Origin of the sequence: Shimwellia blattae DSM 4481 = NBRC 105725 (genome assembly GCF_000262305.1) — a bacterium.
Taxonomy (GTDB): Bacteria; Pseudomonadota; Gammaproteobacteria; order Enterobacterales; family Enterobacteriaceae; genus Shimwellia; species Shimwellia blattae.
Genome location: NC_017910.1, coordinates 1,144,725 through 1,157,286, shown reverse-complemented (window position 1 = coordinate 1,157,286; position 12,562 = coordinate 1,144,725). Strand labels below are relative to the sequence as shown.

Annotated in this window: 10 protein-coding genes and 2 tRNA genes; 6 read left to right on the top strand and 6 right to left on the bottom strand. The window is 55.9% G+C overall.

Translation table 11 applies throughout. The features are described from left to right. The first annotated feature begins 173 nt into the window (after positions 1-173). Together EBL_RS05390 and EBL_RS05385 are read left to right on the top strand one after the other, a co-directional pair. Complete coding sequence (locus EBL_RS05390; RefSeq protein ID WP_002441184.1) at positions 174-1,874, top strand: sensor histidine kinase; 1,701 nt, start codon at positions 174-176, stop codon at positions 1,872-1,874. 24 nt (positions 1,875-1,898) lie between these two features. Further along, positions 1,899-2,630, top strand: coding sequence for a LytR/AlgR family response regulator transcription factor (locus tag EBL_RS05385; RefSeq protein WP_002441186.1), 732 nt, complete (start codon positions 1,899-1,901; stop codon positions 2,628-2,630). Between the two features lie 31 nt (positions 2,631-2,661). Here EBL_RS05385 and glk read toward each other — a convergent pair whose 3' ends face one another. Together glk and EBL_RS05375 are read right to left on the bottom strand one after the other, a co-directional pair. Further along, on the bottom strand, positions 2,662-3,627 hold the full coding sequence (glk, locus tag EBL_RS05380; protein WP_002441188.1) for a glucokinase: 966 nt from the start codon (positions 3,625-3,627) through the stop codon (positions 2,662-2,664). Positions 3,628-3,768: 141 nt separating this feature from the next. Beyond that, positions 3,769-5,451, bottom strand: coding sequence for an alpha-keto acid decarboxylase family protein (locus EBL_RS05375; protein WP_002441190.1), 1,683 nt, complete (start codon positions 5,449-5,451; stop codon positions 3,769-3,771). 258 nt (positions 5,452-5,709) lie between these two features. On the opposite strand from EBL_RS05375, the gene EBL_RS05370 reads away from it, so the two are divergent. Next, a complete protein-coding gene (locus tag EBL_RS05370; protein WP_002441193.1) occupies positions 5,710-6,036 on the top strand; it encodes a DUF2502 domain-containing protein in 327 nt (108 codons plus the stop codon). A 68-nt stretch (positions 6,037-6,104) separates the two neighbouring features. Here the strand turns inward: EBL_RS05370 and EBL_RS05365 are convergent, their stop codons facing one another. Beyond that, positions 6,105-7,340, bottom strand: a complete 1,236-nt coding sequence (locus EBL_RS05365) for an Nramp family divalent metal transporter (RefSeq protein WP_002441195.1) — start codon at positions 7,338-7,340, stop codon at positions 6,105-6,107. A 399-nt stretch (positions 7,341-7,739) separates the two neighbouring features. Here EBL_RS05365 and EBL_RS05360 point away from each other — a divergent pair, with 399 nt between their 5' ends. Beyond that, complete coding sequence (locus EBL_RS05360; protein WP_002441197.1) at positions 7,740-8,927, top strand: NupC/NupG family nucleoside CNT transporter; 1,188 nt, start codon at positions 7,740-7,742, stop codon at positions 8,925-8,927. A 60-nt stretch (positions 8,928-8,987) separates the two neighbouring features. Here the strand turns inward: EBL_RS05360 and EBL_RS05355 are convergent, their stop codons facing one another. The 3 genes from EBL_RS05355 to EBL_RS05345 form a co-directional block, all read right to left on the bottom strand. After that, positions 8,988-11,144 (bottom strand): EAL domain-containing protein, encoded by a 2,157-nt coding sequence (locus EBL_RS05355; RefSeq protein WP_232001916.1) that lies wholly within the window; start codon positions 11,142-11,144, stop codon positions 8,988-8,990. 246 nt (positions 11,145-11,390) lie between these two features. Further along, positions 11,391-11,466 (bottom strand) — tRNA-Ala (locus EBL_RS05350). A 44-nt stretch (positions 11,467-11,510) separates the two neighbouring features. Further along, positions 11,511-11,586 (bottom strand) — tRNA-Ala (locus EBL_RS05345). 227 nt (positions 11,587-11,813) lie between these two features. Here EBL_RS05345 and EBL_RS05340 point away from each other — a divergent pair. Beyond that, positions 11,814-12,182 carry a YfeC-like transcriptional regulator gene (locus EBL_RS05340; RefSeq protein WP_014715890.1) on the top strand — a complete coding sequence of 123 codons (369 nt, stop codon included), beginning with the start codon at positions 11,814-11,816 and terminating at the stop codon, positions 12,180-12,182. After that, positions 12,182-12,559: a YfeC-like transcriptional regulator gene (locus EBL_RS05335; protein ID WP_002441203.1), complete on the top strand. Its 378-nt coding sequence runs from the start codon at positions 12,182-12,184 to the stop codon at positions 12,557-12,559. Before EBL_RS05340 ends, EBL_RS05335 begins: the two co-directional genes overlap by 1 nt. Positions 12,560-12,562 lie beyond the last annotated feature (3 nt).

The following is a 12,562-nucleotide window of genomic DNA, read 5'->3' as shown; positions in this document are numbered from 1 at the left end:
GTTTTTTAACGTGATAATTTTCACCCCCTGATATCCCCTTTTAGGCACCTGGATTTCCTCTAATCATGGAAACCCGCGCGCCAGATGGCTATCGGCCGCTGGTGGCTGGTCTTCCCGGGCAAGGTTTTTTATTATTGCGCTACCACTCCGGTAATTTCCCGACGAGCGTAACCGTGCATGAAATTCTGAATATGCTGCTGGCCGTGTATGATCGCGCCGCATTAATGCTGATTTGCCTGTTTTTCCTGATTCGCATCCGGCTGTTTCGTGAGCTGCTCAATAAAAGCGCCCACACCCCCAGAGAGCTGCTGGCGGTGACCGCTATCTTTTCCCTGTTTGCCCTGTTCAGCACCTGGTCCGGGGTCCCGGTGGAAGGCTCGCTGGTCAACGTGCGGGTGATTGCCGTGATGTCCGGCGGGATCCTGTTTGGCCCCTGGGTGGGGGTGATAACCGGTATTATCGCCGGGATCCACCGCTACCTGATTGATATCGGGGGCATTACCTCCATTCCCTGTCTTATCACCAGTATTCTGGCCGGGATAATCGCCGGCTGGATCCACGTGCGCATTCCCAAAAAGCTGCACTGGAAGGTGGGGATCCTGGGGGGCATGCTGTGCGAAACCCTGACCATGCTGCTGGTGGTGTTGTGGGCGCCCTCTGTTGCGCTGGGGGTGGATATTGTCTCCAAAATCGGCCTGCCGATGATCCTGGGCAGTGTCTGTATCGGGTTTATTGTGCTGCTGGTGCAAAGTGTCGAGGGAGAAAAAGAGGCCAGCGCCGCGCGCCAGGCGAAGCTGGCGCTGGATATCGCCAATAAAACCCTGCCCCTGTTTCGCCACGTCAACAGCGAAGCGCTGCGTAAAATTTGCGCGATTATCCGCGACGATATCCACGCAGATGCGGTGGCCATTACCAATACCTCGGCGGTGCTGGCGTATGTGGGGGTTGGGGAGAATAACTACCGGGATCATGACGATAACATCAGCCCGGTGACCCGCCAGGCGATTGAAGAAAACCAGATAATCATTAAAAACAATGATGAAGCCTACCGCACCCCGGAAATCCACTCCATGCTGGTTATCCCGTTAAGCGAGAAAGGCGTTGTTACCGGTACGCTGAAAATCTACTACTGCCACGCCCACCAGATAACCTCATCACTGCAGGAGATGGCGGTGGGGCTTTCCCAGATAATCTCTACCCAGCTGGAAGTCTCCCGGGCCGAGCAGTTGCGCGAAATGGCCAATAAAGCAGAGCTGCGCGCCCTGCAGAGCAAGATTAACCCGCATTTTTTATTCAATGCCCTGAATGCGATTTCGTCCTCCATCCGGCTGAATCCGGACACCGCCCGCCAGCTGATTATTAATCTCTCCCGCTATCTGCGCTACAACATTGAGCTCAGTGACGATGAACTGATCGACATTAAGAAAGAGCTGTACCAGATCAAGGACTATATCGCCATTGAGCAGGCACGCTTTGGGGATAAGCTGACGGTTATCTATGATATTGATGAGGACGTGAGCTGCCAGTTACCCAGCCTGCTGCTTCAGCCACTGGTGGAGAACGCCATTGTGCACGGGATCCAGCCCTGCAAAGGAAAAGGGGTGGTGACCATCAGCGTGACCGAGGCGGGCGACCGGGTGCGGATTGCGGTTCGCGATACCGGGCACGGTATTGATCCGGCGGTGATTGAGCGGGTCACCACAGATGCCCAGCCCGCCAATAAAATTGGCCTGATGAACGTGCACCAGCGGGTGAAACTGCTCTATGGCGACGGGCTGCGTATTCGCCGCCTGACGCCGGGAACAGAAATTTCTTTTTATATTCCCGCCCACGCCATGCCGCGCCCCGCCGGGCCAGACGGCCGGGTACTGTAATGGGGCACGAACAGGAATAGCCAGATGAAAGTCATTATTGTCGAAGACGAAGTGCTGGCCCAGCAGGAGCTGAGCTGGCTGATAAAAAACCACAGCCAGATGGAGATCGTCGCCACCTTTGACGACGGTCTGGACGTGCTGAAATACCTGCAGCACCACGAGGTTGATGCGATTTTCCTCGATATTAATATTCCGTCCCTTGACGGTGTCCTGCTGGCCCAGAACATCAGCAAGTTCGCCAGACGGCCGTTTATTGTGTTTATTACCGCCTGGAAAGAGCACGCGGTGGAGGCCTTCGAGCTGGAGGCGTTTGACTACATCCTCAAGCCGTATCAGGAGTCGCGGATTATCGGCATGCTGCAAAAGCTGGAAAGCGCATTTTTGCAGCAAAATGCCCCCCAGGCCGCCGAAGCCGCCCCCCGGGAAAACGCCACCATTAACCTGATTAAAGATGAGCGCATCATCGTGACCGGGGTTGACGATATTTACTACGCCGAAGCCCACGAGAAGATGACGTTCGTCTACACCCGGCGGGAATCCTACGTGATGCCCATGAATATTACCGAGTTTTGCAGCCGCCTGCCGGAAAGCCACTTCTTCCGCTGCCACCGCTCATACTGCGTGAATATCAGTAAGATCCGTGAAATCGAACCCTGGTTTAACAACACCTATATTCTGCGCCTGCGGGATCTGGACTTTGAAGTGCCGGTCAGCCGCAGCAAGGTGAAAGAGTTCCGCCAGTTAATGCATCTGTAACCAGGGCCCGGCGGCCCTGGCGTTGGGGGGATCAGAGCACCTGGCCCAGGGTCTGGCGCAGCCAGGCACCGGCGCCCAGCAGGCCCGGCTGCGGGTGGGTAATCAAGAACACCGGAATATCCTGTACATAGGCTTTAAAACGGCCCTTATCCTCAAAGGCCCCCCGGAACCCGGAAGCCTTAAAGAAAGACATAAAGCGCGGCACAATCCCACCGGCAATATAGACGCCGCCAAAGGTGCCGAGATTCAGGGCCAGGTTGCCGCCAAAGCGCCCCATCAGCACACAAAACAGCGACAGCGCACGCCGACAGTCGGTGTCGCTGTCATCCAGCGCCCGGTTCGTAATGTCTTTGGGTTGCAGATTGTCCGGCAGGCGGCCATCGGCTTTGACTATCGCCCGGTAGAGGTTCACCAGCCCCGGGCCAGAGAGCACCCGCTCGGCAGAAACGTGCCCCAGCTCGCTGCGCAGCACCTCAAGGATTTGCGCCTCTTCTTCGCTGTTGGGGGCGAAATCCACATGGCCCCCTTCACCGGGCAGGGTTACCCAGCGTTTCTCCACATGCACCAGATGTGATACCCCAAGGCCCGTACCGGCGCCGTATACCGCAATGGGTTTATTCGCCTGGGGCGCCTGGCCGCCGAACTGGATAACATCCTCCGGTTTCAGCATCGGGATCGCCATCGACACGGCGGTGAAATCGTTAATCACTTCCAGATGCGCAAAACCGAGGTTACGTTTCATTTCGGCAATCGAAAATGCCCAGTTGTGATTGGTCATCGCCACCCGGTCACCGGTTACGGGGCAGGCAATGGCGATGCAGCCGTCGCTGATGCTCACCTGTTGCCCGGCAATATAGTTTTGTATCGCCGCTTCCAGGCTTGGGTACTCCAGCCCCGAGTAAGTCTGAATGTGGGAAATCGCCCCGCTTTCCAGACAACACAGCGCCAGGCGCGTATTTGTTCCGCCAACATCGCCCACCAAAGCATACTTTGTCATTTATTTACTGCCCCTGAAGTCAAAAAACACTTGGCACCACTGTAAAATCATCGCTCCCGGACAACAACGTTCACAGCGGCACGCAGGGTGTAAATATTGAACCTTATCACAGAACAGGTTTAACGTTTCAGCGCCTGATGGTTAGCCCTCCTCGCTGCCATTACATGCCGCCAGGGAACGGGTCACCCGGGAGAGCAGCACGGGAATGTCCATTGGCGGCAGAATCACCTCAACCAGCGAGAGCACTTGCGGGGCCGCCAGCTGGTGCAGCACCTCCTCAAGCTGGGCGGTCTGCTCCACACGCCAGCAGCGGGCCTGCGCCGCGCTCTGTAAGGCGTGGGGGATAGCGGTCCAGTTCCAGGCGGCGATGTCGTTATAGGGCTGGTGCGGGCCGTGGATCGCCCGCTCTACCGTATAGCCGCCGTTATTGAGCAGCAGGATCAGCGGTTTTTGCCCGTCGCGCAGCATGGAGCCCATCTCCTGAATGGTGAGCTGGGCCGCCCCGTCACCCACGATCAGCACCACCCGCCGCCCGGGCTCGGCTGTCTGGGCACCGAATGCCGCCGCCAGGCTGTAGCCTATCGAGCCCCACAGGGGCTGGACAATAAACGACGCCCCGGCCGGCAGGCGCAGATTTGCGGCACCAAACGCCGAGGTGCCCTGATCCACGAGGATAATGTCCCCCGGCAGCAGCGCGTGCTGCACCACCTGCCAGAAGCGCGTCTGGTCAAGGGCACCGCCGCTGTCACCGGACAGGGCCTGCGCCTCAGCGCGCTCTGCCCGCGCCACAAACGGGGTGTGCTGATGGTGCTGCTGGCAGAGCCGCAGGAGAATATCAACCGATTCCGCCATGGAGATGCCGCTAAACCACTGCTGGCCGATACGGGTGCCCTGCGGCTGCACGTCGATGGTCTGCTCAGGCAGCAGCTGCTGAGTAAACCCGGCGGTGAGAGTATCGGTAAACAGGGTGCCAATGCACAGCACCAGATCCGCCTCTTCAATGGCGGCCCGCACCGGCTCCGGGCTGGCCGCTCCGCTGTAAGTGCCCACAAACCCGGGGCGGGATTCATCAAACAGCCCTTTGCCCATCATCAGGGTGGCGTGGGGGAGCGGATACTCCATTACCCACTGGCGCAGGGTATGCTGTAGCCCGAAGCGCAGCGCCAGCACATCCCCCAGTAGCGCCATATGCTGGCTGTGGGCGATGCGCTCCCGGGCACAGGCCTGGAATTCGGCCAGCCGCGCCTGTGGGGCCGGGGCCTCTGCCGGGGCGGTGAAAACCTGCGCCACCCGGATTGCCGGTAAAACGGCGACATCGGCGGGCAGCACCAGATACCCGGGGCGGCGGCACTGGCGCATCCGGGAGAGTACCCGGTCAATCTCGCGGCAGGCGTTGCTGGCGGTCAGGCTGGCGCTGGCGCAGCATACCGGTTCACTCATCCGCCGGAAGTGGTCAAAGTTCCCGTCCCCCAGGGTATGGTGTACGCAGTCTCCCCGCTGCTGCACGCTCAGGCAGGGGGCGCCGACAATATGCAATACCGGAACATACTCCGCAAAGCTGCCCGCGATACCGTTAATTGCGCTGAGCTCCCCGACCCCAAAGGTGGTCAGCAGTGCCCCCATGCCCCGGCAGCGGGCGTAACCATCCGCCGCGTAGGCGGCGTTTAACTCGTTGGCGCACCCGACCCAGCGCAGATTTTCGCTTGCGATAACATGGTCCAGAAACTGCAGGTTGTAGTCCCCCGGCACGCCAAACAGATGGCCGACACCGCATTCTGCCAGCCTGTCGAGTAGATAATCTGCAACCGTATATTGCATCTTCATACCCTGCCCTCCTTCCGGAATTCGCTTCTTTGAGTATTAAAGAGTTGGGATCGATGTCCAGAAAGCCCCTTCAATAGCACCTGGAAAGAGATATTTACGCTGTGTTCACGGGGGTAATGTTACCGGAGGGTCGGGAGTCTTTAGCAAAAAATGCTCTCCACCGTCACTTTCAGAGTGGAACCAATCAACGGTGACTTTACCTGTTCGTAATATTGCGTTAACGGGTCAATAACGGTCACGACCGTAAGGAAGAGTACAATGTTGAGATCACTGATTCTGGCAGTATTTCTGCTATCTGCTCCAGTGGTTACGGCTTATGCAGACGAGATAACCCTGTTGCCGTCCATTAAGCTGCAAATAGGCGATCGTGATAATTACGGTAACTACTGGGACGGCGGCCGCTGGCGAGACCGGGGTTACTGGCATAATCACTACCACTGGCGGGGTGATCGCTGGTGGCGCGGCGGGCCTCCGGGCCGTGCCCGGGGCTGGGACAAACACCGGGCCTATGAGCGCGGCTACCGGGACGGCTGGCACGATAACCGCGGCCGGGGCCGGGGACACGGGCATGGTCACCACCATTAATCGCCCCACGATAAAAAACGGGCCGGATAATTCCGGCCCGTTTTTTTAGCGCTTGTTTAGCTGCCCGCTCAGCCCGTAAACGGCTGGACCACCAGCCACAGGTTCAGGGCCACCACCAGCACCACAATCCCCCAGCCAAGCCACTGGATCCCTTTGCTGTTCACCAGCTCCCCCATCAGCAGCCGGTCGCTGGTAAATTTCAGCAGCGGCACCAGGGCCAGGGCAATACCGAAGCTCAGCACCACCTGGCTTATCACCAGAATACGTGTCGGGTTAAGCCCCAGCAGGATCACCACAAATGACGGCAGCATCGTCAGTGTGCGGCGGATCCAGAGGGGAATATAGAAGTGCACAAAGCCCTGCATCACCACCTGGCCTGCCAGGGTTCCCACCACCGAAGATGACAGCCCCGCCGCCACCAGGCTCAGCCCGAAGACCACCGCCGCCCCGTGGCTCAGTAACGGTGCCAGCGTCAGATACGCCTGCTCCAGCTCAGCCACATCCTGATGGCCGGAGAAATGAAACGCGGCCGCGGCTGTTGCCATCATCGCGAGGTTGACAAACCCGGCGATGGTCATGGCGATCCCCACATCCCAGCGGCTGGCCCGGTAGCGCTCCCGCAGGCTGCCCTCATGCATGTGCTGGGTCAGCGAGGAGTGCAGATAGATAACGTGGGGCATGATGGTCGCCCCCAGGACACCGGCGGCCAGGAATACCGCCTCAGAGCCCGGCAGTGCCGGTATTACCACCCCGCGCAGCAGCGGTGTCAGCGCCGGGCGGGAGAAGACCAGCTCCACCACATAGGCGGCGGCCACAAACAGCAGTAGCCCGCCGATGACTTTCTCCAGCGGTTTTTGCCCGCTGCGCTGGAGCATCAGGATCAGGAAAGTGGCGATACCGGTCAGCACCGCCCCCTGTAATAACGACACCCCGAACACCAGCTTAAAGCCGATGGCCGCCCCGATAAACTCCGCCAGATCCGTAGCCATGGCGATAATCTCCGCCTGGATCCAGTACAGCCACACCACCGGGCGCGGGTAATGGTCGCGGATCTGCTCGGCCAGGTTTTTACCGGTTGCGATGCCGAGCTTGGCAGACAAGAGCTGGATGAGCATCGCCATCAGGTTTGCCCAGATAACCACCCACAGCAGCTGGTAGCCGAACCTGGCGCCAGCCTGAATATTGGTGGCGAAGTTGCCCGGGTCGATATAACCAATGGCGGCAATAAACGCCGGGCCCAGCAAAGCAAAACGCAGCTTACGCGGAACCACTTGCTCTTCTCTCACTACCCGACTATTTGTCATCTGCTGCCTCAGCCCGATCGGGCCACGATGTAAACTTAAAGTAAATATAGCCTTTGCTATGTTTTATGCTAACAAAGCGAGAATGATTATCAAGTGCATTAAGATAAAAAAGAGTAATTGCTCTGAGAGCCGGTGGCTTTCAGCCCCGTAGGGTAGCCCGGTTTCGGTGCGTACCCGGCAGGGAAATACGGGTGATGAGTTTGACGGCTATAGTTTACTATCTCTTTACATTCACAACATCAATATCATTTCATTAACTGAACAGATAAGTATGGCAGCCAGTGAACTTTGCGACCGGTCACAGGACATCACGATAGTTGTGGATTTAATCTCGTTTTCTTATTTCTTGTTACATAGAATGTGCAAAGAAATTAAACCCACATCATAGTTGGAGCAAACATGTCCCGTGTTCTGCACTTTGTTTTAGCGCTCGCTGTTGTTGCGCTACTGGCATTACTGGTCAGCCATGACCGGAAAAAAATACGCCTGCGCTTTGTTATTCAGTTGCTGGTCATTGAGGTACTGCTGGCCTGGTTCTTCCTGCACTCGGAGATAGGCCTGGGGTTCGTTAAAGGGTTCTCCGAAATGTTTGAGAAGCTGCTTGGCTTCGCAAACGAGGGGACCAATTTTGTCTTTGGCAAAATGAACGATGAGGGGCTGGCGTTCTTCTTCCTGAAGGTGCTGTGCCCGATCATTTTTATCTCCGCGCTGATCGGTATCCTGCAGCATATTCGCGTCCTGCCTTTTGTTATCCGTATCATCGGTACGGTGCTGTCTAAAATAAACGGGATGGGTAAGCTGGAATCCTTTAACGCAGTGAGCTCACTGATCCTGGGACAATCAGAAAACTTCATTGCCTATAAAGATATCCTCGGCAAGATGTCGCGCAACCGCATGTACACCATGGCCGCCACCGCCATGTCTACCGTGTCCATGTCGATTGTGGGCGCTTACATGACAATGCTGCAGCCTAAGTATGTGGTCGCCGCACTGGTGCTGAACATGTTCAGTACCTTTATTGTGCTGTCGCTGATAAACCCCTACCGGGTAGATGCCAGCGAAGAAAACCTGCAAATGTCCAATATCCACGAAGGGCAAAGTTTCTTTGAAATGCTCGGTGAGTACATTCTGGCCGGTTTCAAAGTGGCGGTTATCGTTGCCGCGATGCTGATTGGTTTTATCGCCCTTATCGCCGCACTTAACGCCCTGTTCGCGGCGGTACTGGGGATCTCCTTCCAGGGGATCCTGGGCTATATCTTCTATCCGGTGGCCTGGATTATGGGGGTTCCCTCCAGCGAGGCGTTGCAGGTGGGCAGTATTATGGCAACCAAACTGGTCTCTAACGAGTTCGTGGCGATGATGGATCTGCAAAAAATCTCTGCCGGGCTTGCGCCGCGCACTGAGGGGATTGTTTCCGTCTTCCTGGTCTCTTTTGCCAACTTCTCGTCCATCGGGATTATTGCCGGGGCGATTAAGGGGCTGAATGAGGAGCAGGGAAATGTGGTTTCCCGCTTTGGCCTGAAGCTGGTCTATGGCTCAACCCTGGTGAGTATTCTCTCGGCATCGATTGCCGCGCTGGTTATCTGACCGGCACCCGCTTACCGTAAAAAAGGCCATTCTGCCCTGTGCAGAATGGCTTTTTTGCTGTCAGCACAGGCTGTTGAGCGGGCGCGGCTTACCCAGCAGGTAGCCTTGCAGGTAGTCAACACGCATGGCCAGCAGCAGATTGCGCTGTTCTTCACTCTCCACAAACTCGGCAACCACCGTCAGCCCCCGGGCTTTCGCCAGCTGGCAGATGGAGTTAACAATCAGATAGTCCACATTGCTGACGCAGATATCGCGGATAAAGCTCCCGTCGATTTTGATAATATCCGCTTCCAGATTCTTAAGCCGCGCGTAGTTGGCATAACCGGTGCCAAAATCATCAATCGCAATACGAAAGCCGCTGCGGCGCAGATAGCGGATGTTCTCCAGCGGGATGTCGTCATCAGAGAAGGCCTGCGCTTCGGTCACTTCGATGATAACCCGGCTGACCGGCACACCCGTGCGGCGAAACAGCGCCACAATATTGGCCGCCACGTCTTTGGTCATCAGGGTCAGCGGCATCAGGTTGACGGAAAACAGCGCATCACTTCCCCCCCGGTCGTACTGGCTCAGCCAGCTCACCAGCCGGGAGATAACCTGCATATCAAAGCGCACACTCAGGTTGAACTCGGCCACGACCGGCATAAATTCGCCAGGCGTAATGATGTCGCCGTCATAGTGTATCCGGGTCAGGATTTCGTTATAACCGGCACCCTTGCGGTTCACAATCGGCTGAATGTAGAGCTCCAGCTTATCCTGCTCGATGGTTTCCCGGACAATTCGCAGCATGCGCACCATGGCGCTGGTTTGCCCTTCGACAACCTCCAGCTGGCTATCCAGCCCCACCACGCCGCCACTGGTGCTGGCCAGCTCCGACAGGTAACTGAGCTGGCCCAGTAACCGCTGAAGCTCATCAGGACCAGGCCGGGAGACCGCACCCCAGGAGGCGCTGTACTCCACATCCAGCAGGGTATTGTTCCAGGGGATTTTACGGTTATTCAGCAGCGCCATTTTCGCGCTGAGCCGCCCTTCAATATCGCCGCCGCGCAAAAACATCAGCAGTTCGTTCCCCGGAAGCTGAAAAATCAGCTCCCCTTCCTGCAGATAAGGCGCCATGGTGCGGGTGGCGACGCGTTTACAGTGTACCCGCATCATCATGCCGTAGTGGCGGCTGAGGAAATCCAGATTATTCATCCGCAGGCAGCACAGAGCCCCCTGCTTCCAGGTGGCGATATGCTGCTCCATGGCACGCATATTGGGCAACTGGGTGAGCGGGTCAGTCAACGCCAGGGAGAGATAGACCCGCCGCAGGCGCTCATTGCGGTGATACACCTGCATCATATACAGCATACACACCGTAAATGAGATAAAGGCCGACAGCACAAAGGAGAGCGCATCATCGCCCTGCACCCCATAGAGAAAGCCCTGATTCCAGCTCAGCAGCGCCCAGGACGTGGCGACCCACATCAGGCTGACAAACTCCCGGGTAAGCCGTTGAATTCCGTGAGTAAAGAATATAAACAAAAACGGGATAAGATAACTGGAAATAAATATTGTTTTTGAATGAATACAGAATAAAAGCAGGAAACAGATAAGAAAAAGACACCAGCAAACAGTATATATACGAACTTCTTTACGGAAATTTCTGGCAATAGACATTTGCCAGAAACTTCGGGCGAATACCGGGCTAATTAGCATGCGCAGCGGATAATAAAATAGCGGGGTAAATATTAGTGCGGAAGCTATCAGACTGAGAATATCCGTAATACCGACCAGCATCGTTCCTTTACCCAGGTAGCCTGCCATTGCATCCGGGAAGGGTATCAGGTACCCCATAATCAGCATACAAATCTTCGTACAACAGGGGGTGAAGAAACACAGCCAGAACAGACGCTGCCCCAGCCCCCTGGAGAGTATGCCGTAGCGCCAGCGCCGCCCCTTGCGGCTGTACATCAGCGCAGAGGTGAGCCCGACAGGCAGCGTAAGAGAGAGCGCAATCGCGCTACTTTGCAGCCCGTCGAGCCCCACAAACATATAGCAGGAAAACAGCGAAGAGAGGAAAACCGGTAAAATAGCCGCCCAGCCAAATAATAATGTGACCGCAAGAATGGCTCCCATGGGCAGCCAGGCCAGGAATATATGTTCGTCATCAATGATAGCTGCTGGCGATACGAGCCGGGTAACAGGGAAAAGCACAGCTAATAGTATCAATGACAGCATTGAACGCTTTAAAAATACAGGACTGTTAAGAAACATTACTATTTTTTTAGTATCCATTTTATTTTTATTTCATACCGATGATCATTTTTATTCCCCTCTTTAGCAACACCCAATAAGGCGCTAACCTTATTATTTGATGCTAAACGGCATCAATACTAAGTGTAATGGAAGGTACAGAATTCGTGAACGGGCCAGAAATACGAAAAGCGAAAAATGAAAAACCCCCGCCGAAGCGAGGGTTCTGATTGGTGGAGCTAAGCGGGATCGAACCGCTGACCTCTTGCATGCCATGCAAGCGCTCTCCCAGCTGAGCTATAGCCCCTTCGACAAACCTATTCTTTACTTTCCAACCACGCTGGAGTGGTTTGGTGGAGCTAAGCGGGATCGAACCGCTGACCTCTTGCATGCCATGCAAGCGCTCTCCCAGCTGAGCTATAGCCCCTTCGTAAAGGTCATGTCGTGTTGACGGGCGGCATAATATGAATTCCGCTCCACCCTGTCAATGGCATTTTCCGTAATTTTGTTTAACCGCCGAAAAAGTGATCAACCCGCTATTCCTGTGCAATTTCTTGACCTCTGGTACTTTTTCACGTTACACATTCCAGTAAGATATGTGGTAAAGCTGGATTTTCACTGAATGATAACCATATAGCGATAAGGAAAATAACCGTGTTCAAGGAACGAATGACCCCGGAAGAACTGGCCTCAATGACAGGTTTCAGCCGTCAGACTATCAATAAATGGGTACGCAAAGAGCGCTGGAGCACCTCGCCACGCCCCGGTGTTCAGGGTGGCAAGGCCCGCCTTATCCATATTGACGAACGGGTGCGCGATTTCATTCACAGCTCTCAGCGTATTGCTGAGCCCCGCATGGGGTATACCGTCACGGCAGAGACCTCACTGGATAATCTGCTGATCACCTCCCTGAAAGAGATGGCCCCGGAAGAGCAAAAACAGTTCTCCTCTCTGCTGCTGCGCGAGGGGGTAGCCGGCATGCTGAGACGGCTCGGTATTCGCGATTCCAGCCAGGCAATATAATGAAGCTCAATGCTGAGATGACACCGGCGGCACTGGCACGTGCCACCGGTTACACAACCCAGACCATCAATAAGTGGATCCGCCAGTTCAACTGGCAGACACTGCCGGTGTACGGCGTTAAAGGCGGGCGCGCCAGAGTGATTGTTGTCGATGAGCGGGTAAAACAGTTTTTGCTCGACACCCGCCGCGGCGGCACCTTCTCTGGCATGTACGCTGCCGAACCCGACGCTGACTATATTGCGACCCCCACCTCCCTTGAGCAGTTGCTGGCGGGCGCACTTAGCCAGATGAATGAGACAGAGCGTGAACAGCTCAGCACCCTGCTGATGCGGGAAGGTATCAACGGTATCCTGCGCAGGCTTGGGATCAAGGCATAAAAA